Source organism: Arthrobacter sp. Soil_C_60 (genome assembly GCF_057656375.1).
Genome location: NZ_JBDGKM010000001.1, coordinates 190,350 through 210,823, shown reverse-complemented (window position 1 = coordinate 210,823; position 20,474 = coordinate 190,350). Strand labels below are relative to the sequence as shown.

Below are 20,474 nucleotides of genomic sequence, written 5' to 3'. Positions count from 1 at the left end.
CCCTCCGCCAACGGAGCGCATTGTCTTCCGCGCGGCTCCCCTGCAGCAGCTTCCCTGCTTATCCTGCGGCGGCCATCCTGCGGAACATCTGCGGCTGTTGCCGCGTTCCACAGATTGGAAGCTTATCGAACTCCCGCGCCAGCTAACTGTAGCCTGTCGGGAACAGCTATTTCAAGGATGAAAGCGAGCACAGGACAGTGTCAGGTAACAGAAACGACGTGGTAATTCTCGGCGGCGCCCGCACTCCGCAGGGCCGGCTCAACGGACAGCTGGCGGCTTTCAGCGCCGTCGAGCTCGGCAGCAAGGCCATCGCGGCGGCCCTCGAGCGCTCCGGCGTGCCGGCGGAGAACGTCGACTCGGTCATCATGGGACAGGTCATCCAGGCCGGCGCAGGGCAGAATCCGGCCCGGCAGAGCGCCATCGGAGCCGGCATCGGCTGGGACGTTCCCACCGTGACCATCAACAAGGTGTGCCTCTCCGGCCTGGCTGCGATCACCGATGCGGCCCGCTTGATCCGCGCCGGCGAGGCAGAGGTAGTCGTTGCCGGCGGCCAGGAGTCCATGACCAACGGACCACATGTCCTTCCCGGTTCCCGGCAGGGCTGGACCTACGGCAACATCAACGTCGTCGACTCGGTGGCCCATGACGGACTGACCGATGCTTTCGACCACGAGTCCATGGGCGCCTCAACGGAACGGCGGAATACCGAACTAGCCATCGACCGCACCGCCCAGGACGAGGTCGCCGCGGCATCGCACCAGCGTGCCGCCGCTGCCACCGAGTCCGGTGTGTTCGATGCGGAGATCGTCCCGGTCACGGTCCCCCAGCGCAAGGGCGACGACCTGGTGCTGACCAAGGACGAAGGTATCCGCCCGCAGACCACGGTGGAATCGCTGGCGCCGCTGAGGCCGGCCTTTGATAAGGGCGGGACCATCACGGCTGGCAACTCGTCACCGCTTTCCGACGGCGCAGCCGCCGTCGTCCTGGCGACCCGCGGTTATGCCGAAGACAACGGACTCGACTGGCTCGCCGTCGTCGGCAAACCGGGCCAGGTGGCCGGACCGGACACCTCCCTGCATTCGCAGCCTTCCAACGCCATTGCCCAGGCCCTGAAGCGCGCCGGCTGGAGCACCTCGGACCTTGACTTCATCGAAATCAACGAGGCATTCGGTTCCGTTGCCGTGCAGTCGCTGAAGGATCTGGATTACCCGCTGGAGAAGTGCAATCTCCATGGTGGCGCCATCGCATTGGGGCATCCGATCGGAGCCTCCGGTGCGCGGCTGGCGCTGCATGCAGCCCATGAGCTCAAGCGCCGCAAGCAGGGCAAGGCTGCCGTTTCGCTGTGCGGCGGCGGAGGCCAGGGCGAGGCACTCCTGCTGTACCGCGACGAGGAGTAGCCAGTGGCTGACATTGCTGCCGGCAAGGACAGGTTCCTGGCCGACGCGGGAGACCGCGGGCTGGACGTGGAATTGATCGCACGTCCGGCGGCTCGGAGCCTGGTGGAGGCGGCGCAGCTGCTCGGGATCGCACCGGCGGACATCGTCAAGTCCCTCGTGGTAAAGCACAAGGACGGCACGTTCCTGTTCGCGCTGATTCCCGGGGACCGGCAGATCTCCTGGCCGAAGCTGCGCGCCTTGCTCGGAGTGAACAAGCTGTCCATGCCTGCTGCCGACGTCGCCTTCGAGGCCACCGGCTATCAGCGCGGTACCATCACGCCGCTGGGCAGCACCACGGCCTGGCCGGTCTATGCCGATGCCGCGATCGCCGGCCGGCGCATCTCCATGGGCGCCGGGGAGCACGGCTATTCGGCTTTTGTGGATTCGGATGCCCTGATCAAGGCACTGGACGCTACCGTCGCGGATATCAGCGACCCGGAATAGCGCCTCGGCATTCCGCCAGAGCCGACAAAAGAGCCCCGCACCTGAGTGCGGGGCTCTTTTGGGTGTTGCGAAAAGCTTACTTGACCGTGACGGTGGCGCCGGCAGCTTCGAGAGCTTCCTTGGCCTTGTCGGCAGCTTCCTTGGTTGCACCTTCGAGAACAGCCTTCGGAGCGCTGTCGACAACGTCCTTGGCTTCCTTCAGACCCAGGGAGGTCAGGGCGCGAACTTCCTTGATCACTGCGATCTTCTTGTCGCCAGCAGCTTCGAGGATAACGTCGAATTCGGTCTGCTCTTCAGCAGCCTCAGCGGCGCCACCGGCAGCGGGGCCGGCAACGGCAACGGCAGCAGCCGTGACGTCGAAGGTCTCTTCGAAGAGCTTCACGAAGTCGGAGAGCTCGATGATGGACAGTTCCTTGAAAGCTTCAATGAGCTCTTCGTTGGTGAGCTTCGCCATGGTTGGCGTCCTTCCTATAGGTGGTGTTCAGCGCATTGGCCGCGCACCAAGAGTTGTGGATTGGGAAGAGAGTCTTACTTCTCTTCGGCAGCAGCCTCGGCCGGAGCCTCGGTTGCCTCGGCAGCGGGAGCTTCTTCAGCAGCAGGTGCTTCTGCGGCCGGAGCTTCGGCAGCAGCAGTGTCTGCCGCACCGCCGTTCTCCTCCTGCTTGACGCGCAGTGCCTCGACAGTGCGGGCCAGGGCAGCCATCGGGGCCTTGAGGACGCCGGCAACGCGTGCCAGCTGGAACTCACGGGACTCGAGTGCGGCCAGCGCTGCAACACCGGGTGCGTCCAGGGCTTTGCCCTCGAAGAAACCGGTCTTGATGACGAGCTGCGGGTTGGACTTTGCGAAATCCGTCAGGGACTTTGCGGCTGCAACAGCGTCACCCTTGATGAAGGCGATAGCAGTGGGTCCGGAGAGCTGGTCATCGAATGCATCGATGCCGGCTTCCTTGGCTGCAATGCCAGTCAGGGTGTTCTTGACGACGGAGAACTTGGTCTCCTGGCCGAGAGAAACACGCAGCTCCTTGAGCTGTGCAACGGTAAGCCCGCGGTATTCGGTTAGGACTGCAGCATTGGATTCCTTGAAATCAGTGGTGATCTCTTCAACTGCTGCCACCTTGTTTGGCGTTGCCATAACCCTCCTTCCGGGGAATAGTGCCGGTGGTTCGGGTCGCACGCATAAAAAACGCCCCGGGCAGATGCACGGGGCTTGGCCTTCACACTACCGGCGGGACCGGAAATGGAGGATTGCTTCGTTCACCTGCGCAGGCCGTCCCAGGCATGGGACTTTCGGTTGAATTCTTAGGGGAAATCAACGACCGACGGTCTTTGGTAGTTCAAGCTTACGCGAAGGGATGACCACGGCCAAATCGGCCGTACTATCGTTCCGGTCAGCCACCGGCGCCCAGCCTTTTCTGCCATGCAGCTTCATACCCGGCGGGGGCAAAACCCAGCGCAACGTTGATGGCGAGCATGCGCTCGTTCTCGGCCGCGTTCCAGGTCAGCATGCGCTGCCCCTCAGGCCACAGCGTCCCGACCCGCAGCAGGTTATGCGCCTTCATGAGCATGCCAAGACTGTGGCCGCGGTGGGCACGCAGGACCAAAGTGTCCTCCTGGTAAACGACGTCCGGCTTCTCCGGGTAGTAATCCAAAAAAGTATGTCCGGCCAGTTCCCCACTAGGGTCATGCAGGGCGGCGACGACGAGAGAATGGCCGCCTTTACGTCGAAGTTCTTCTTCGCCTTGGCGGACCCTCGCGCGGTCCCAGGCCTCCTCCTCATAATCGATCTCACCCAACGGCACGTCCGTGCTCATTCTCTGGCGCAGCAAGGCATATTGGTCGACGAATTCCTCCGGGCAAGTGTCCTCCCAAACCACCAACCGGTAACCGGCAGCCTTCGCGGCCGCCTGCGACTCCAGGGACTCGACCTTGGCAACGTCCGCCGGCAGCCCAAGTACACTGAAGCGGTCCACCTGCTCCAACTCATATCCATGGGACTGGGCGAAGCGGACGGCCGCCGAATTGCCCGGCAACGACCCTGCACCGGTCTTCGGCCGCAGGACGTCCGCGGCGTCCGGGTCAAAGTCCGCCGGGTGCTCACTATATGACTGCAGCACACTTCTGCCGTGGTCTCGGGCCGAGGCTTCAGCTGTCCGCAGCAGCTCGCCTGCGATCCCCTGCCTGCGGAAGCCGGGATGGACCATGACGTGGACGTATGCGCTGTGCAAGTTGTCCTGTTTCGTCATTTCCAAGAGGGCACGGCCAACGTGCCTGTCCCCGTCCTTGGCCGCCCACAGCAACGACTGCTCGTAATCATTGGAACGGGCGCCCTCCAGCCGCACGGCAGGGCTGACCCACAGGTCGTTATTGCCCCACAGCAAACCGGTCACCAGATTGGCCAGCTCGGAGGAAGCAACGAAATCCTCTGCATCCCCGGTCTCCAATGAGACCGGAATGCGGATGGGCTGTACGGTGATCGACGTCGTCGACATGGCGTCCCTCGCTAGAGTGATTGACCTTCCCCAATCAGATTACCCGCTCCACCAATTCGATGCCAGCGGGATCCGGCCTTTCCGACAAAGCCTTTCCCAGGCGTCCCTCAACGGCCCTACGATGCAGTATGGAGCTCTTGAGCGGACGCGCTGGAAAACGAGCGGTGGCATACATCAGCCGCGGCATGCTGGCAGGAATGGCCGGAACGGCGGTCATGACAGCCTTCCAGAGGCTGGTGGAAATGCCGATCACCGGCCGCCCGGAGAGTTACGCGCCGGCAGAGCTCGCGGAGAAGTTCCTGCCGGTGGAGGTCGAGTCCATCCGCGGACGGAAACTGCTGAACTACAGTACACATTTCGCTATCGGAGCCGGGTGGGGAGCAGCCTACGGCACCGCCGCGGCACTGGGGCTGCACGGCCAGAAGGCCATCAATACCGTCTTCGCCGTCGTGTACGGAGGTGAGTTGCTGGGCGGATCGCTGTCCGGTTTCTCCCGGCCGTCCGAATGGAGCGCACAGGACTGGGCAGTGGACGTCGTGGACATCTACGTCCAGGCGCAGGCGACGGGGCTCGTCTTCGACCGCCTGCTGGGACCCAAGTCCTAGCAGGCTACCGACAACCGCGGCCGGGCCAGGGCCAGTGCCGCTTAGCTCAGTGCGGCTTAAAAGAACAGAACGGCCGCAGCGTGATGCTGGGCCGTTCTGTTATGGAAGATCCGGAAGGATTGCTTCCTTAGGCTTCGGTGGAAACCTTGGTGACGTTCGGGTCCATGGAGATGCCAGGGCCGAAGGTCGTTGCAACGGTGGCCTTCGAGATGTAGCGGCCCTTGGAAGCGGACGGCTTCAGGCGAAGGACCTCTTCCAGTGCGGCTGCGTAGTTCTCCACCAGCTTGTTGGTGTCGAAGGACACCTTGCCGATGATGAAGTGAAGGTTGGCGTGCTTGTCGACGCGGAAGTCGATCTTGCCACCCTTGATGTCGTTGACAGCCTTGGCCACGTCCGGGGTCACAGTGCCGGTCTTCGGGTTCGGCATCAGGTTACGCGGGCCGAGGACCTTACCGAGGCGTCCAACCTTGCCCATCAGGTCCGGGGTCGCCACGGCGGCGTCGAAGTCGGTCCAGCCGCCCTGGATCTTTTCGATCAGGTCATCGGAACCAACGAAGTCGGCGCCGGCCGCGATTGCGGCTTCAGCCTTGTCACCGGTGGCGAAAACCAGGACGCGGGCGGTCTTACCGGTGCCGTGCGGCAGGTTGACCGTACCGCGGACCATCTGGTCAGCCTTACGGGGGTCAACGCTGAGGCGCAGTGCAACCTCAACGGTGGCGTCGAACTTGGAAGGATTGCTTTCCTTCGCCAGGGTGATTGCCTCGACCGGGGCGTACTGCTTGTCCGCCTCGATCTTGGCTACAGCTGCCTCATATGCTTTGCTGCGCTTTGCCATCTGCTTTTTCTCCTTGTGCAGTTGTGGTCTGCGGACCGCGCCCGGCCCTGCCACTACGACGGCGTTGCCACCTTGGAAAGGTGACGTTTCGGCGCCGTCGTTCTTTAGTTTTGTCTTGTTTGCTTTCCGGCCCGGAAAAACCTGCAGCCGTTCAGCGGTAACGCCTAGGGGAATTAGCCCTCGACGGTGATGCCCATGGAGCGGGCGGTGCCGGCGATGATCTTGGCAGCAGCCTGGATGTCGTTGGCGTTGAGGTCATCCATCTTGGTGGAAGCGATCTCTTCAACCTGAGCCTGGGTCAGCTTGGCTACCTTGGTGGTGTGCGGGGTTGCGGAACCCTTCTGCACGCCAGCAGCCTTCTTGATCAGTTCTGCAGCCGGCGGGGTCTTGGTGATGAAGGTGAAGGAACGGTCTTCGTAAACCGTGATTTCAACCGGGATCACATTTCCGCGCTGGGCTTCCGTAGCGGCGTTGTACGCCTTGCAGAATTCCATGATGTTGACACCGTGCTGACCAAGTGCCGGACCAATCGGCGGTGCCGGGTTGGCGGCGCCTGCCTGGATCTGCAGCTTGATGAGGCCGGTGACCTTTTTCTTCGGGGCCATATCGGGTCCTTCTCTAATTTACGTACCGCAGACACAGGAGCGTGCCGACGGTGGTTTGGCCGCCATGGCGTGGCGGCCGCCCGCGCAGGTCCGGCTAAAGCGGGCCGGGCTGCGCGAAGTCTTTACTACTGGATCTTGGTGACCTGGTTGAACGAGAGCGTAACCGGGGTCTCGCGCTCGAAGATGGTCACCAGTACCACCAGCTGCTGGGATTCCGGCTTGATCTCGGAGATCGTCGCAGGCAGGGTCTCGAACGGACCGTCGTTGACCGTGACCGATTCGCCGACCTCGAAGTCCACCGTGATCGGGGCCGAGGGCTGTGCGGACTTGGAGGGCTTGCCACCCTCGGTCTTGCCTGCGGTGACGGTGTGCTCCAGCATGGAGAACACTTCGTTGAGGCTCAGCGGAACCGGGTTGTGGGCGTTGCCGACAAAGCCGGTCACACCGGGAGTGTGACGCACGGCGCCCCACGAAGCATCCGTCAGTTCCATGCGGACCAGCACGTAGCCGGGGATGCGCACGCGGTTGACGATCTTACGGGTGGTGTTCTTGATTTCCACGACCTCTTCCATGGGGACCTGGATCTCGAAGATGTAGTCCTCCATGTTCAGGGTCTGGATACGGGTCTCCAGATTGACCTTCACACGGTTTTCGTAGCCGGCGTACGAGTGGATGACGTACCAGTCACCCTCCTGGCGGCGCAGCTTTGCACGGAATGCCTCGACCGGATCCTCTTCAGGGGCTGCGGCGGGCTCCACTGCGGAAGCTTCTTCTGCGTCGGCGTCGGCCGGCTCTTCGCCTTCGGCCAGTTCTTCGCCTTCGGCAAGCTCTTCGCCTTCGGCCGGTGCGGTTTCAACGGTTGCTTCGTCGGCCGGTTCCGTTTCCTCGGAAACTTCCCCGGAAACGTCGGAAGCCGGTGCCTGATCGGCACCGGTCTCAGTAGCCTGATCCTCGGCTTCCAGATCAGCGGTTTCCTCGGTGGTCTGCGACTCGAGTTCCTGCTCGGACACTTAGCTTCCTGCTTTCTTCTTCAGCTCTGTTGATTCAATGGCGCCTGACGCTCAGGCCCGGCGCGTTGCCGTCTCCGGTGCACACGGCAGAATCCTGAGCAAAGACGCTACCGTTCGGGCGCTCCGTCACCGAAGATGTAGAGCGAGCCCTGGCCGAAAGCCAGATCCAAAACTGTCACGATCAGCATCATGATGACCACGAAGGCAATCACCACGAGGGTGTAATTCAGCAGTTCCTTGCGGGTGGGTGTGACCACCTTTTTCAGCTCACCGATTACCTGGCGGACAAAAAGGACGATCTTGCCGAAGAATCCGCGCTTGTCGGACTTCCTGCCTGAGGGGCGTCCCTTGGAGCTGTTGGCAGCCGTTTCGGTCAACCTGTGCCTCACTCATCTAGTCCGGTACACGGCCGCCGGCGGAGGCCGGCAACGCCGCTAGCTTCATACGTTGGATTGCTGAACTGCTGCTTCCCGTCCAAGACGGTTGTGCGCAGGGCAGACAGGACTCGAACCTGCAACCTGCGGTTTTGGAGACCGCTGCGCTACCAATTGCGCCACTACCCTATGCGTTGAAGCCAAGAGGCAAGCGTCCGGAATACGGGCGCAAACCATCATGGCGTTTTTCAACACCGAGGTCTAAGTCTACGTCAGGGAAACCCTCACGTCGAACCAGCCCTCATGCCGCCTTCACCAAGCGACTCTCCATTATGCAACATTTCCGGCGTCGTTATTAAACCGAACGGCTCGCAGGGCACTCATCTGGACGCTTTTGCCTGCCCAGGGCAGGACAGGCCGCGGGGCAAGCCCCTAAACTGGGCCATGGACCATTTGTTCTGACGCCTCAAAGACGGGAAATCCATGCCTGCCAACGCGCGCATCTCACAGCGCATAGCCTCCATCGCCGAATCCGCCACCCTGGCTGTTGACGCAAAAGCCAAGGCACTGAAGGCAGCCGGGCGTCCGGTCATTGGCTTCGGCGCGGGCGAGCCGGACTTCCCCACCCCGGACTACGTTGTCGAGGCCGCGGTGAAGGCCGCCCGCGAGCCGCGGTTCCACCGCTACTCCCCCGCCGGCGGGCTTCCGGAGCTGAAGCAGGCTATCGCCGAGAAGACGATGCGGGACTCGGGCTACCAGATCGACGCCGCTCAGGTGCTGGTCACCAACGGCGGCAAGCAGGCCGTCTACGAATCCTTCGCCACGCTGCTGGATCCGGGGGACGAGGTTCTGGTGCCGACTCCGTACTGGACCACCTACCCGGAAGCCATCCGGCTGGCCGGCGGTGTCCCGGTGGAGATGTTCGCCGGCCCCGAACAGCGCTACCTGGTGAACATCGACCAGCTTGAAGCAGCGGTGACCAAGAACACCAAAGTCCTGCTGTTTGTTTCGCCGTCCAACCCCACGGGTGCTGTTTACTCGCCGGAGCAGGTTGCGGAAATCGGCCGGTGGGCCGCGTCCAAGGGCCTGTGGGTCATTACCGACGAAATCTACGAACACCTCACGTACGACGGCGTGCCGTTCACTTCCATTGCCACGGCAGCTCCAGAGCTCGGAGACAAGGTTGTGATCCTCAACGGTGTGGCCAAGACCTATGCCATGACCGGCTGGCGGGTGGGCTGGATGGTGGGCCCGACGGATGTCATCAAGGCCGCCACCAACATGCAGTCCCATGCCACCTCCAACGTCGCGAACGTCTCGCAGATGGCGGCGCTGGCCGCCGTCTCCGGGCCGCTGACGGCAGTGGAGGAGATGAAGGTCGCCTTCGACCGCCGCCGCAAGGCCATGGTCGATGGCCTCAACGCCATCGAAGGCATCGAATGCCCGACGCCGAAGGGTGCCTTCTACGCCTATGCGGATGTCCGCGGGCTGCTGGGCAAGGAGATCGACGGCGTCCGCCCGTCCACCTCTGCCGAACTGGCTTCGCTGGTGCTGGACAAGGTGGAGGTAGCCATCGTTCCCGGTGAAGCCTTCGGTCCATCCGGCTTCGTGCGCCTCTCCTACGCGCTCGGCGACGAGGACCTGGCCACCGGCATCGGCCGCCTGCAGGACTTCCTCGGTACCGCCAAGTAAACCAATCCAGCACCGCTATTCGGGTGCCGGCCTCCTTGCGGGGGCCGGCATCCCGTCTTTTAAACGCGTTCAGAGAATCCGGCGGTCCACTGCCCAGCGGGTCAGCTCGTGGCGGGAGGACAGCTGGAGTTTGCGCAGCACAGCCGACACATGGGTTTCCACGGTCTTGATGGAGATGAACAGTTCCTTGGCCACCTCCTTATAGCTGTAGCCGCGGGCGATCAGCCGCATGACCTCCAGCTCGCGGGCCGAGAGCTTGTCCAGCTCGTCGTCAACGGAAGCAACAGCGGCGGTGCCGAAGGCATCCAGGACGAATCCGGCCAGCCGCGGAGAAAAGGCCGCATCTCCCCCGGCCACCCGGACCACCGCATCCGAAATCTCCGCTCCGGAAATGGTCTTCGTGACATAGCCGCGCGCACCAGCCCGGATGACGGTCACAACGTCCTCGGCGGAATCCGAAACGCTCAGTGCCAGGAACCGGGTGGTGGCCAGCAGATCCGCACAGCCGGCGACGACTTCGGCACCTCCGCCGCCGCGGCCGCCAGGCAGATGCACATCCAGAAGAACGACGGCCGGCCTCACCTCGTGGATGACGGCAATGGCTTCGTCCACGGTTGCAGCCTCCGCTGCGACGTCGATCCTGGAATCCAGGTCCGCCTTCAATCCCGACCTGAAGATGGCGTGGTCATCAACCACGACGATGCGGATGGGGTCGGTCATGAGTGGTTTCCTTCCTCAGGATGCTTCAGGCTCAAATGTACTTCGGTGCCGTTTCCGGTGTTGCGGATACGGGCCTCGCCGCCATGGCGTTCCATCCTGCGGATCAAGGATTCCCGGACGCCCAGCCGGTCGGCGGGCACATTGGCGAGCTCGAAACCCGGCCCGCGGTCGCGGACAAAGACGTCCGTGCTGCCGGGCGTCTTTTCCAAGTAGACGGAGATGCTGCCGCCGGCGTGCTTGGCCGCGTTCTGCACCGCTTCCCGGGTGGCATGGATCAGGGCTTCGTGCTGTTCAGTCATCGGTGTATCGCCTACCGCTACCACGTCGATCGGGTGTCCGTACGCGTCCTCGATTTCCGCCGCGACTGCTTTGATCCGGTCCACCAGATTGCCTTCTTCCTTGCGCCGGTCCCGGTACAGCCATTCGCGCAGTTCGCGTTCCTGGGCACGGGCCAGCCGCGTGACGTCCTGTTCGGAGGCAGCCCGGTTCTGGATCAGGGCCAGCGTCTGCAGCACCGAATCGTGCAGGTGCGCCGCAATTTCGGCCCGTTCCGTCTCCCGGATCCGGCCGGACCGTTCGGTTTCGAGATCAGTCCAGTACTTGACGACCCACGGAGCCAGGACCAGCCCGACGCCGGCCAGGACGGCCAACGTGGCCAGCAGCGTCGGCCACATCACGTCCCAGCTGATGGAACCGGAGATCAAGATGAAAATGCCGGCCACCACGAAAACGAGTCCCGCAATGAGCCGTACTACGCCCTGCGCGCCAGTGGCCCCGGCGCGGTCCATGATGCCGTTACGCCTGGAGTTATCCAGCTGCATCCAGGCCAGCACCGCCCCGGTCACGATGGCGAGCATCGGCAGCCAGGTTTCCCACGGTACGTTGAAGCCTGCCAACTGGGCGACGAAGGCTCCGCCGGCCAGGACCAGCGCTGCACCGACCGCGATTTCCCAGCCGCCGCGCTGCATGATTTCGGCCGTGCGGGTCCTGCCACTGGGGCCAGCGGCAGCCGCCCCGGCAGCAGCCTGATTGCCGGCCGGGCGTTGCGCAGGCGGCACGCCGGTTCCCGGCTGGGGGCCAGGCGGCATTGGAATCCCCGCTGGCCTCGGTCCACCGAAGTTGCGGGCGAAGTTTTCGGCGATGTTGCGCGGGTTGAAGGCCGCGTTGTCGGCCCTGACCGCCTCGTCCGCCGTCGGAACCAAAAGCCACAGCCAGGCATAGAGCAACAGCCCGGCCCCGCTGGCCAGGGTGAGTACGGCCATCGAAATCCTGACCGCCTTGACCGAAAGCCCCAGATGGGCGGCCAGCCCGGAGCAGACGCCCGCAATGATGCGGTCGGCGGGACGGACAAGAGGTGCGTACATGCCTTAATCCAAGCATGCCCGGCGGCGGGTCTGAACCAGTCCGCGGGGATCTCAGGGCTTCTCAGCTAGCGGTCAGGGAAGCTTCAGGGTAGCCCCCCATAGAACCAACCGCCGCGGCTTGGAATGATCGAACTATGACCTCACACCCCTCTGAACCATCCCGGCCGGAAGGCTCCACGGACCGTCCCGGCGACGAGGGCGCCCGCGGCATGGAATCGCCGGCGCCTCCCGCCTACACGCCCCCGCAGCCGTCCGGCAGCAACAGCTTCTTCGCCTGGTTCCGCAGTCTGGGCACACCCCGCGGAGAGGACCGCTGGGTCGGTGGCGTGGCCTCCGGCATCGCCCACCGGATCGGGCTCGATCCGATTCTGGTCCGCGGCATCTTCGTGCTGCTGTTCATCTTTGGCGGCATCGGCGTCCTGTTGTACGGCCTCGCCTGGGCACTGCTGCCGGAGACGGACGGCAGAATCCACGCCGAAGAAGCCGGTCGGGGCCGCTGGACCTCGGGCATGACCGGAGCGCTGATCGTCACCGTCCTCGGGCTGTTCGCCTGGCCCTTCGGCTTCTTCTCCGAGGGCTGGGACTTCGGCGGCTTCCTCTGGGCGGTGATCTGGCTAGGCGCCATCGTCTATTTCATCTACTGGCTCGCTACCCGTAACCGCAGCACACTGCCGCCGGCTTACGGCCCGTACGGACCTGCGCCGCAGGGCTTCGCCGCCCCGGCCGCTCCCGGAGCTCCGGTTCCGCCTGCTTATGGCCCGGCCGCCGGTTCAGCCTATGACCAGCCCAGTGACGGCGCGACGGGACGGGAGCAGGATCCGACCGCCCCGCTGGGTCCGGTTGGCATGCCGCACCCCACCGCCGGCGATCCCTACACCATGGGATCCCGGCCGGCAACGGAACAGCCGTGGTCCGGTTACACACCCCGGCCGGTTCGTCCTCCGGTCCCGCCGAAACCGCGGCGGCGCGGTCCCTCCGGTGCCGATATCGCCCTCACGCTGGGAGCGGCGCTGCTGGCGGGCGGCATCCTGCTGGCCCTGAACCAGCTGGGCTACCTCTCTCTGGCCGGCGCCTGGCTGCCGGTAGCCACAGCGGCCGCGCTGTTGTGCATCGGCCTGGGCATCGTGGTTCTGGGCATCCGCGGCCGTACCTCGGGCGTCCTCGGTTTCCTGGCTGCCGTCGGCGTCGTTCTCTCGCTGGTCTTTACCGCCGGTGTGCAGTGGCAGACCGCCAACTATGCGCTGGGTACGAACTCCACCTGGACTCCCGAATCGGGGGCAAAGGCCAGCGAGGGCTACAGCGTTGTGGCCAGCAACGGAACCCTGGATCTGACCGATGTCACCGGCAGTACCTTCGGCGGCCCCGTGGTGGTACCGGTGAACGCGGCGGCGGCGTCCGTAACGGTGATTGTGCCCGAGGACGTTCCGGTAGAAGTCAAGGCCGCGATGGCGATGGGCAACGTCGAATATGAGGCGGACGGCCAAAGCCGGCAGACCGCGGGGATGTGGCAGCCGGGATCCTTCATCATCAACGACGACGGGTCCGGGCCGGACATTATCCTGCAGATCAAGGGCGCAGCCAGCGATGTGAACATTGTTGAATCACAGGGAAGGGAAGGCTCGCAATGAGCACCGAATCCAACAACAGGGGCATCACCGGCCCGAGCACGGGAACCATTGTCTGGGGCCTGATCGCGATAGCAGTGGGCCTGCTGGTCCTGCTCAGCGTGCTCTGGGACATCAGCTTCGACGTCGGCCACGTCCTGATTGCCCTGCTGATCGGTTCCGGCATCGCCCTGGTGGCCGGGGGCATCTGGAGCGTGCTGCGCAACAAGGACAATTCGGCCGACGCCGACGCCGGCGACAAGTGACAATCAGTCCCAAACACGAAAGCATTGATCCCATGGACACCCTTTACAAGACTCTCCGTTCCATCCCGGTCCGCCGCGGCCCCAACCGCTGGGTAGGCGGTGTCTGCGGCGGCATTGCCGAGAAGTTCGGCTGGGACGCCACCGTGGTCCGCATCGTTACCCTGTTGCTCTTCCTCTTTCCCGGCATTGGCGTCGCCGCCTATCTGGTTGCCTGGCTGCTGCTGCCCAAGTATGACGGCAGCATCGCCCTGGAGCGGTTGCTCCAGAGCAAGGGCACGCGCCGCCGCTGAGCGTAGTCATCGCCGGCTGCTGCCGCTGGCTTTCGCCGCCAGCTCCTGCCGCCCATACGGCCGAATGAAGGTCCCCGCGAGATCCGCCGCGGGGACCTTCTGCTGTTCCGGTGCGGCGTTTTTTTGCCTCTGCGGCAGGCGCATGCAGCGTCAGGGGTGCCCTCACCGGTGGAGTTGCCTAGAATCGAAGGGAGCCCGACGGTGCGCTCCGGAGACGATCGGCAAATCCCGCGACGAAAGTTGGACCTGAGTGAAAATCGGCATCATGACCAGCGGCGGCGACTGCCCCGGCCTGAACGCGGTGATCCGCGGCGTCGTGCTCAAAGGCATCAAGTCCTATGACCACGAGTTTGTCGGCTTCCGCGATGGCTGGCGGGGTGTCATCGACGGGGACATTATCGAGCTGCCCCGCCAGCGCGTGCGCGGCATTTCCAAACAGGGCGGCACCATCCTGGGCACCTCCCGCACCAATCCCTACGACGGGCCCAACGGCGGTCCGGAGAACATCACCGCCACGCTGGAGCGTCTCGGCGTGGACGCACTCATCGCCATCGGCGGCGAAGGGACCTTGGCTGGCGCGCGGGAACTGACGGACGCAGGCCTGCCGATTGTCGGAGTCCCGAAGACCATCGACAACGACCTTGACGCCACGGACTACTCGTTCGGTTTCGACACAGCCGTCCAGATCGCCACGGAGGCCATCGACCGGCTGCGCACCACCGGCGAATCGCACCACCGGTGCATGATCGCAGAGGTCATGGGCCGCCATGTCGGCTGGATTGCCCTGCACGCCGGTATGGCGTCCGGTGCCCATGCCATCCTCATCCCGGAGCAGAAGGTGACCACGGCCCAGGTCGCCGAGTGGGTCCGCGAGGCGCACGACCGCGGGCGCGCACCCTTGGTGGTGGTGGCCGAGGGTTGGGTTCCGGAAGGCGACGCCGAGCCCTGGGCCGAGCGCGGCACGGACGCTTCCGGCCGTCCCCGGCTGGGCGGCATCGGTGAACACCTAGCGCCGGAAATCGAGGCCCTGACCGGAATTGAAACCCGGGCCGCGACCCTGGGGCACATCCAGCGCGGCGGCGTCCCCTCCGCCTACGACCGCGTCCTTGCCACCCGGCTCGGCATGGCCGCCGTCGACGCGGTCTCGGACAAGCGCTGGGGAACCATGGTCTCCCTGCACGGCACCGACGTCGTCGTTGTTCCGTTCGAAGAGGCGCTCGGAAACCTCAAAACCGTGCCGCAGCACCGTTACGACGAGGCCGCAGTTCTCTTTGGCTGAGCCCGTGGGGAACTGTGTAGATGTAGGGTGGCAAACATGAAACTGGACTCAGGCACCGCGGATATTGTGATGCTGGCCTGGGCACGCATGCTCGGCTTCGAGGATTCCGCCTTCGCGTCGCCGTCGGGCCGGTTGACCCGGATAGACAACGACGCCGACACCCTCACCTTTGTTCGGCTGTTCGGCAGATCGGCGCTGGTCGGTCCGGAATGGGCCGTTGAGGCCGCGGCAGCCCATACCGACGCCGAGCTGGCCGAGTACCAGACGCTGCTCCAGCTGACCAAGGGCCACGGCGGCCACGGACTGGGCAAGTCCCAGCTGTACTTCGCGGACGACCTGCCGATGGTCCAGCCGGACGAGGAAGTCACGGTTTCCACCGCAGTTCAGGACGCCTCCCGGCTGGAGTCGCTGTGTCCGCCGGATGACATCCACGAGGTGGCACTCACCGCGATGGACAAGTCCTTTGTCCTGGTCAACGGAACCGAACCGATAGCCGGCGCCGGCTACAAGGAGTGGCAGCAGATCCTGGGCCATATCGGCGTGCTGACCGCGCCGAAATACCGCCAGCGCGGCATCGGAACGTTGATCGGGGCCATTGCCGGCCACGATGCGCTCACAGCAGGACTCATCCCGCAATGGCGCTGCCACGAAACCAACGAGGCCTCGCGGGCCACCGCGCTGGCATTGGGCTTCATTGAATCCGGCACGCAGACCTCTGCGCACCTGCAGGCAGGCGGCCCGGACTAACCCCCGGCCCCTGCCCGCGCGGCGGAGTCAACGGGTCAGCGCGGTCCGCCGCGAAGCAAGCCCTTGGGCCGGCCTACTACCGAGCCGGCGTCCGGAGCCACGATGACCTCCTGGGCGGCGTCGTACTGCGAGTCCTCATCGACCACCAGCAGCTGGGTCTCCGGGTCCACGGAGCGCTTAATGACGGCCAGCCCCACCGGGCCCATCTCGTAGTGCAGGGCCGCGGACGTTACTGTCCCGACTTTGCGCTCGCCCAGCCGGACTTCGCTGCCGGCGGCGGGGAGGGTGTGCTGCAAACCGTCCAGCTGCAGGAAGACGAGGCGGCGCGGCGGGTGGCCCAGGTTGTGCACCCGCGCGATGGTCTCCTGGCCCTTGTAACAGCCCTTGTCCATATGCACGGCAGTGCGCATCAGGTCCAGTTCGTGCGGGATGGTCTTTTCGTCGGTCTCGGTCCCGAAACGCGGGCGCCAAGCGGCAATGCGCAGCGCTTCCACTGCCAGTGAGCCTGCCAGTTCCTTGCCGTCCACCGCCGATTCGAGTTCCGCTGCGGGGACAAGGTATTCAAACCAGGTCCGTTCCCGGCCCGGGTGCTGCGGCTCTTCGATCCTGGTGTAGGCGAAGCCGCCAGCGCCGACCTCCGGCCACGGGTCCTGCCACACCAGCCGGTCCTCAAAGCCGGCAACAGCCTTCACTGCCCCAACGACCGCCCACTGCGACGAGACGTCCGCGATCTCCACGCGGAGCATGAACTTCATTTTGTTCAGCCACGCGGCCAGGCCCTCGGCTTCGAAGGCCTCCACAATGAGCCACGTTGTTTCGCCGTCGTCGATCACGCGGGCGTCGTACTCAATCCGGCCCTGGACAGTCAACAGCAGGGCTTCGCTGGACTCCCCCGGTTTCAGTCCCAGCAGCAGCTGGGAGGACAACCGATTGAGCCAGCTCAATCGGTCAGGTCCGGTGACCGTTACGACACCGCGGTGGGACAAATCCGCCAGGGCCTCGCCGCGCGCGAGCAGCCGCTGCTCGCGCATCGGATCCCCGTAGTGGGCGGCAACGCCGGCATCGGGGCCGGTAGCTTCGACGGCGCCGGGACGGGACAACAGAGGGCTTTGATAAGTCATACCAGCGTCAACGTCCTAACGGCTACGGTATTCCCGCGGCGTCGGCGCCGGCGGGACGAGGGAGGGTCAGGAGACCTTTTTGAGGATCGCGGAGGCGTGGGCTTCGAGCTCTTTGCCCTGGGCGGCTGCGACGTCCCAGCGCCAGAACAGGTCCCCGTTGACCAGGCCGAAGATCCGGGTGGCGGCGTTGTATTCCTTGGACTGCGAGCCACGCATGACCATGTCCGTGGCCAACTGGATCTGCGGACCCTTGATCTGGCCGTAGTACAGCTCGGAAATGCCGCCCGGGTGGACGATGGTGGCCGTGATATCAAAGCCGCCGTTGCCGTTGCGGAGTTCTTCGACCTCGTCCGCCGACTTCAACGCAGGGACGATATCGGCCGGAATCAGGCCCGGTCCGACGTCGGCGTCGTTGAGTTTGCGTTCCAAAGCCCAGAAGCCTGTTTCCACGGTCAGCGGACGCAGCTTGGTCCCGTCCTCGTCCATGAGCCAGCTTTCCGCGGTGTACTGCAGGAACGGCAAGCCGTTGTGCTTGAACGTGGCGGATTGGAAGAAATGTTCCGATCCCTCGTCACCGGCGCCAAGCCGCCCCGAGCCCTCCCAGGTACCCAGAAGCCAGGACAACGGAACGATTTCCGGTGTCAGGTCAGTAGGTATTTCCATGGCCATGGCTTGAAGGGGAAACCTTTACTTCTGGCCCTTGAACAGGCGCCAGACCACCAGGCCGGCGAACCAGGCCATGGACAGACCGGCGACAACGAGCAGGCTGATGAAGAAAATCTCAAGTGCTAGATGCGACATGCCTCCATACTAACCGGCGGCTGCCGGTGGTGCCGCCGCATTACGCACCGCGCCGTGTGACCTCGGTCAACCCGTTGATTCGGAGCGTGAATCAGCGAAGCAGCAGCTTTTCGAGGAAGTACACCAGCGCCCCGGAGGCCATAATCGGGGCGGACCCGATGGCGAGGATGGCCGGGATTTTGCGCGGCCCGCCGTCCGCGAGGACCAGCCGGCGAAAACAGACAATGACGGTGCCTCCGAGCGCGCCCACCACCGCGGCCGGCAGGAGCGAGATACTCGAGCTCAGCGCGGCACCGAGCGGCGCCGCCAGCGTTGCGAGTACGACGCCGAGCGGCGCCACGAGCCGGTCGGGCCAGGGCAGCACACACACGCCGATGGCTACCAGCATGCTCACGCCGGTGATAAGCATCATGCCCGAGTTCGCGGAATTGGCGGCCAGCCGTTCGGCCGCCACCCAGCCCGCCCCGAGGGTCGCCAGGACCAGGCCCGTGCTCGCCCCGAAGGTGGATTCGAGCCGGTGGGGCTGTCCCGTCCCGCGGACCAGCTGGATCAGGAAGACCGTCATCACCCCCAGCGCGACCACCACCACGGTCCAGGCCATGGACATGCCGGTAGGCGCAGCGGCGGCGAGCAGGACAGCGGCAATGCCGCCCAACGAGATGACCGTGGCCAGCGTCTTCTTGGCGGGCACGCCGAGCAGTTGCGGCCAGCCGATGCCAACGAGCAGGACTCCCACGCAGGCGATGACGACAACAGCCGTCTGCGACCAATAGGAGGCACCCACCAGGGCACACAACACTGCGGCTGAAGCGACCGCCACCATCCAGATTCTCACCCTTGTCATCCTGCCTTATCTCAAGAATCCGTGCGAGAACACGGTGACGCGGGCCACCGCGGCGTTATACTGGTGCGCAACCGTCCGGCAACTCCCACGGTCACAAGCAGGTATCTGCCGGGCGTTCGCCCGATGGTGTGCGCCAAAATGATCCCTGGAGGAAAATATGCCGCACATTCTGCTCTTGACCAACGCCCCGGGCCCTTCGGTTGGCGTTCTCCCCGCCCTCGAGCTGCTCAACCACAAGGTGCATATCCTCCCCGCGGAACCGACCGCGCTGCTGGAGACCGATCCCTCCGACGTGGTGATGGTCGATGCCCGCAAGGATCTGGTTGGCGCCCGGTCGTTGACCCAGCTGCTTAAAGCCACCGGCTTGAACGCACCCCTGATGCTGATCCTGACCGAAGGCGGCATGGCCGCCGTCTCGGCGAACTGGCTCGCGGACGATGTCCTGCTCGACAGCGCGGGTCCGGCCGAAGTGGAGGCGCGGCTGCGGCTGGTCATCGCCCGGGCCAACCAGCACGACGAGGAGGCCAACAGCGAAATCCACGCCTCCGGCGTCGTTATTGACGAAGCCAGCTACACGGCCCGCGTGGGCGGGACGCCGCTGAACCTGACCTACAAAGAGTTCGAGCTGCTCAAGTACCTGGCCCAGCACCCCGGCCGGGTCTTCACCCGCGACCAGCTGCTCCATGAGGTGTGGGGTTACGACTATTACGGCGGTACCCGCACCGTGGATGTCCATGTGCGGCGGCTGCGGGCCAAGCTCGGCTCGGACCATGAACAGCTCATCGGCACCGTGCGCAACGTAGGCTACCGGTTCACGCTGGCGCGCAACCCGGAGGCCAATGCCGCGGACCTGGAGCAATCCGCGTAAAGGTTCCTCCCGCAGCCACGGCACGCGGGTTACGCTGAAGGCATGAGTGCACAGACTTCTGCTGAATGGCCCGTGTTGAGCATCAAGGGCTCGCCGGATCCGGAGGTGCTCGGCGACATCCGCGCGCTGACCGACGCAGCCGCGGAGGCGGACGGCAACCCGCCGCTGTCGGAACAGACCTGGGTCAACCTGAAATCCGTGGACCCGGACAACCTGCTGGTACTCGCCTCCTATGCCGGCGAGGAACGCTCGGATCCGTCCACCGCAACCTCGCTGGCCGGCGTCGCCGTCGTTAATCTGCCGGCGCACGGCGAATCCAACGGAGTCCTGGAGCTCGTGGTGCATCCGACTTATCGCAACCAGGGCGTGGGCACCGGACTGGTTGCCGCCCTGCAGGAACACACGGAACTGCCTGCGCTGAAGGCCTGGTCCCACGGCGACCACGAGGGAGCCGCCAAGCTGGCCGGCCGGTTCGGTTTCGCTCCGGTGCGCGAACTCTGGCGGATGCGGCTGACGCACGCTCCGCAGCTTCCCGACGTCGTCCTTCCGGACGGGGTATCGATCCGCGCCTTCGTTCCCGGCAAGGACGAGCAGGCCTGGCTGGCGGCCAACGCCGCGGCGTTTGCGCACCACCCTGAGCAGGGCTCCACCACCCTCGCGGACCTGCAGGCACGGATGGCGGAAGACTGGTTTGATCCCGCGGGTTTCCTGCTCGCGGTGCGGAACAACGACGACGCCCTGCTGGGCTTCCACTGGACCAAGGTGCATCCGCGCACAGGCACCCATCCGTCCATCGGCGAGGTGTACGTAGTCGGAGTCACCCCCGAGGCGCAGGGCACCGGGCTGGGCAAGGCCCTGACCATTGCCGGCATGAAGCATCTGCACGAACAGGGGCAGCAGGCGATCATGCTGTATGTGGACGCGGACAACGAGGCTGCGGTCGCGCTCTACCACAAACTCGGCTTCACCCGCTGGGATACCGACGTCATGTACGGACCGGCCGGGACCGAGGGCAGCTGAGAAGCGGTTAATCTTGTAGGTACTGCTGCCCCATACAATGAGGGCTCCCCCAGCAACAGCA

Annotated in this window: 23 protein-coding genes and 1 tRNA gene; 11 read left to right on the top strand and 13 right to left on the bottom strand. The window is 64.7% G+C overall.

The window, feature by feature from the left end:
• Nucleotides 1-197 precede the first annotated feature (197 nt).
• Together AC3A4M_RS01065 and AC3A4M_RS01060 are read left to right on the top strand one after the other, a co-directional pair.
• On the top strand, nucleotides 198-1,397 hold the full coding sequence (locus tag AC3A4M_RS01065; RefSeq protein WP_498733299.1) for an acetyl-CoA C-acetyltransferase: 1,200 nt from the start codon (nucleotides 198-200) through the stop codon (nucleotides 1,395-1,397).
• Nucleotides 1,398-1,400: 3 nt separating this feature from the next.
• Nucleotides 1,401-1,880, top strand: coding sequence for an aminoacyl-tRNA deacylase (locus tag AC3A4M_RS01060; RefSeq protein WP_498733297.1), 480 nt, complete (start codon nucleotides 1,401-1,403; stop codon nucleotides 1,878-1,880).
• 76 nt (nucleotides 1,881-1,956) lie between these two features.
• Here AC3A4M_RS01060 and rplL read toward each other — a convergent pair whose 3' ends face one another.
• The 3 genes from rplL to AC3A4M_RS01045 form a co-directional block, all read right to left on the bottom strand.
• Nucleotides 1,957-2,334, bottom strand: a complete 378-nt coding sequence (gene rplL / locus AC3A4M_RS01055) for a 50S ribosomal protein L7/L12 (protein WP_074701263.1) — start codon at nucleotides 2,332-2,334, stop codon at nucleotides 1,957-1,959.
• Between the two features lie 74 nt (nucleotides 2,335-2,408).
• On the bottom strand, nucleotides 2,409-3,011 hold the full coding sequence (gene rplJ / locus AC3A4M_RS01050; protein WP_074701262.1) for a 50S ribosomal protein L10: 603 nt from the start codon (nucleotides 3,009-3,011) through the stop codon (nucleotides 2,409-2,411).
• 256 nt (nucleotides 3,012-3,267) lie between these two features.
• Nucleotides 3,268-4,368, bottom strand: coding sequence for a GNAT family N-acetyltransferase (locus AC3A4M_RS01045; protein ID WP_498733294.1), 1,101 nt, complete (start codon nucleotides 4,366-4,368; stop codon nucleotides 3,268-3,270).
• Between the two features lie 164 nt (nucleotides 4,369-4,532).
• On the opposite strand from AC3A4M_RS01045, the gene AC3A4M_RS01040 reads away from it, so the two are divergent.
• The gene (locus tag AC3A4M_RS01040) at nucleotides 4,533-4,973 is read left to right on the top strand and encodes a hypothetical protein (protein WP_498733292.1); all 441 of its coding nucleotides are present in this window, start codon (nucleotides 4,533-4,535) and stop codon (nucleotides 4,971-4,973) included.
• Between the two features lie 127 nt (nucleotides 4,974-5,100).
• Here AC3A4M_RS01040 and rplA read toward each other — a convergent pair whose 3' ends face one another.
• From rplA to AC3A4M_RS01015, 5 genes are all read right to left on the bottom strand, one after another.
• Nucleotides 5,101-5,808 carry a 50S ribosomal protein L1 gene (gene rplA, locus AC3A4M_RS01035; protein WP_074701259.1) on the bottom strand — a complete coding sequence of 236 codons (708 nt, stop codon included), beginning with the start codon at nucleotides 5,806-5,808 and terminating at the stop codon, nucleotides 5,101-5,103.
• A 173-nt stretch (nucleotides 5,809-5,981) separates the two neighbouring features.
• A complete protein-coding gene (gene rplK, locus AC3A4M_RS01030) occupies nucleotides 5,982-6,413 on the bottom strand; it encodes a 50S ribosomal protein L11 (protein WP_074701258.1) in 432 nt (143 codons plus the stop codon).
• Nucleotides 6,414-6,538: 125 nt separating this feature from the next.
• Complete coding sequence (gene nusG / locus AC3A4M_RS01025) at nucleotides 6,539-7,423, bottom strand: transcription termination/antitermination protein NusG (RefSeq protein WP_498733290.1); 885 nt, start codon at nucleotides 7,421-7,423, stop codon at nucleotides 6,539-6,541.
• 107 nt (nucleotides 7,424-7,530) lie between these two features.
• Entirely contained in the window at nucleotides 7,531-7,800 is a 270-nt protein-coding gene (gene secE / locus AC3A4M_RS01020) for a preprotein translocase subunit SecE (RefSeq protein ID WP_083339782.1), read from the bottom strand.
• Nucleotides 7,801-7,913: 113 nt separating this feature from the next.
• Nucleotides 7,914-7,986 (bottom strand) — tRNA-Trp (locus AC3A4M_RS01015).
• Between the two features lie 294 nt (nucleotides 7,987-8,280).
• On the opposite strand from AC3A4M_RS01015, the gene AC3A4M_RS01010 reads away from it, so the two are divergent.
• Nucleotides 8,281-9,489, top strand: a complete 1,209-nt coding sequence (locus tag AC3A4M_RS01010; protein WP_498733287.1) for a pyridoxal phosphate-dependent aminotransferase — start codon at nucleotides 8,281-8,283, stop codon at nucleotides 9,487-9,489.
• 69 nt (nucleotides 9,490-9,558) lie between these two features.
• Here AC3A4M_RS01010 and AC3A4M_RS01005 read toward each other — a convergent pair whose 3' ends face one another.
• Together AC3A4M_RS01005 and AC3A4M_RS01000 are read right to left on the bottom strand one after the other, a co-directional pair.
• On the bottom strand, nucleotides 9,559-10,209 hold the full coding sequence (locus AC3A4M_RS01005) for a LuxR C-terminal-related transcriptional regulator (RefSeq protein ID WP_139005717.1): 651 nt from the start codon (nucleotides 10,207-10,209) through the stop codon (nucleotides 9,559-9,561).
• Nucleotides 10,206-11,573 (bottom strand): PspC domain-containing protein, encoded by a 1,368-nt coding sequence (locus AC3A4M_RS01000; protein ID WP_498733285.1) that lies wholly within the window; start codon nucleotides 11,571-11,573, stop codon nucleotides 10,206-10,208. Before AC3A4M_RS01000 ends, AC3A4M_RS01005 begins: the two co-directional genes overlap by 4 nt.
• Nucleotides 11,574-11,707: 134 nt before the next feature.
• On the opposite strand from AC3A4M_RS01000, the gene AC3A4M_RS00995 reads away from it, so the two are divergent.
• The 5 genes from AC3A4M_RS00995 to AC3A4M_RS00975 all read left to right on the top strand — a co-directional run bounded on the left by AC3A4M_RS00995 (nucleotide 11,708) and on the right by AC3A4M_RS00975 (nucleotide 15,759).
• Nucleotides 11,708-13,201, top strand: coding sequence for a PspC domain-containing protein (locus tag AC3A4M_RS00995; RefSeq protein WP_498733283.1), 1,494 nt, complete (start codon nucleotides 11,708-11,710; stop codon nucleotides 13,199-13,201).
• Nucleotides 13,198-13,443, top strand: a complete 246-nt coding sequence (locus tag AC3A4M_RS00990) for a hypothetical protein (RefSeq protein ID WP_498733281.1) — start codon at nucleotides 13,198-13,200, stop codon at nucleotides 13,441-13,443. Before AC3A4M_RS00995 ends, AC3A4M_RS00990 begins: the two co-directional genes overlap by 4 nt.
• Nucleotides 13,444-13,475: 32 nt before the next feature.
• Nucleotides 13,476-13,733 (top strand): PspC domain-containing protein, encoded by a 258-nt coding sequence (locus AC3A4M_RS00985; protein ID WP_074703294.1) that lies wholly within the window; start codon nucleotides 13,476-13,478, stop codon nucleotides 13,731-13,733.
• 250 nt (nucleotides 13,734-13,983) lie between these two features.
• Nucleotides 13,984-15,012, top strand: a complete 1,029-nt coding sequence (locus tag AC3A4M_RS00980; protein WP_498733279.1) for a 6-phosphofructokinase — start codon at nucleotides 13,984-13,986, stop codon at nucleotides 15,010-15,012.
• Between the two features lie 36 nt (nucleotides 15,013-15,048).
• A complete protein-coding gene (locus tag AC3A4M_RS00975) occupies nucleotides 15,049-15,759 on the top strand; it encodes a GNAT family N-acetyltransferase (protein ID WP_498733277.1) in 711 nt (236 codons plus the stop codon).
• A 35-nt stretch (nucleotides 15,760-15,794) separates the two neighbouring features.
• On the opposite strand, the gene ygfZ is transcribed toward AC3A4M_RS00975, so the two are convergent.
• The 3 genes from ygfZ to AC3A4M_RS00960 form a co-directional block, all read right to left on the bottom strand.
• Nucleotides 15,795-16,880, bottom strand: coding sequence for a CAF17-like 4Fe-4S cluster assembly/insertion protein YgfZ (gene ygfZ, locus AC3A4M_RS00970; RefSeq protein WP_498733275.1), 1,086 nt, complete (start codon nucleotides 16,878-16,880; stop codon nucleotides 15,795-15,797).
• Between the two features lie 66 nt (nucleotides 16,881-16,946).
• Entirely contained in the window at nucleotides 16,947-17,549 is a 603-nt protein-coding gene (locus AC3A4M_RS00965; RefSeq protein WP_498731071.1) for a nitrobindin family protein, read from the bottom strand.
• A gap of 223 nt (nucleotides 17,550-17,772) precedes the next feature.
• A complete protein-coding gene (locus tag AC3A4M_RS00960; protein WP_498733274.1) occupies nucleotides 17,773-18,516 on the bottom strand; it encodes a hypothetical protein in 744 nt (247 codons plus the stop codon).
• A 166-nt stretch (nucleotides 18,517-18,682) separates the two neighbouring features.
• Between AC3A4M_RS00960 and AC3A4M_RS00955 the strand changes: the two genes are divergently transcribed.
• The gene (locus AC3A4M_RS00955; RefSeq protein ID WP_498731068.1) at nucleotides 18,683-19,393 is read left to right on the top strand and encodes a winged helix-turn-helix transcriptional regulator; all 711 of its coding nucleotides are present in this window, start codon (nucleotides 18,683-18,685) and stop codon (nucleotides 19,391-19,393) included.
• 42 nt (nucleotides 19,394-19,435) lie between these two features.
• A complete protein-coding gene (mshD, locus tag AC3A4M_RS00950; protein WP_498733272.1) occupies nucleotides 19,436-20,413 on the top strand; it encodes a mycothiol synthase in 978 nt (325 codons plus the stop codon).
• Nucleotides 20,414-20,474 lie beyond the last annotated feature (61 nt).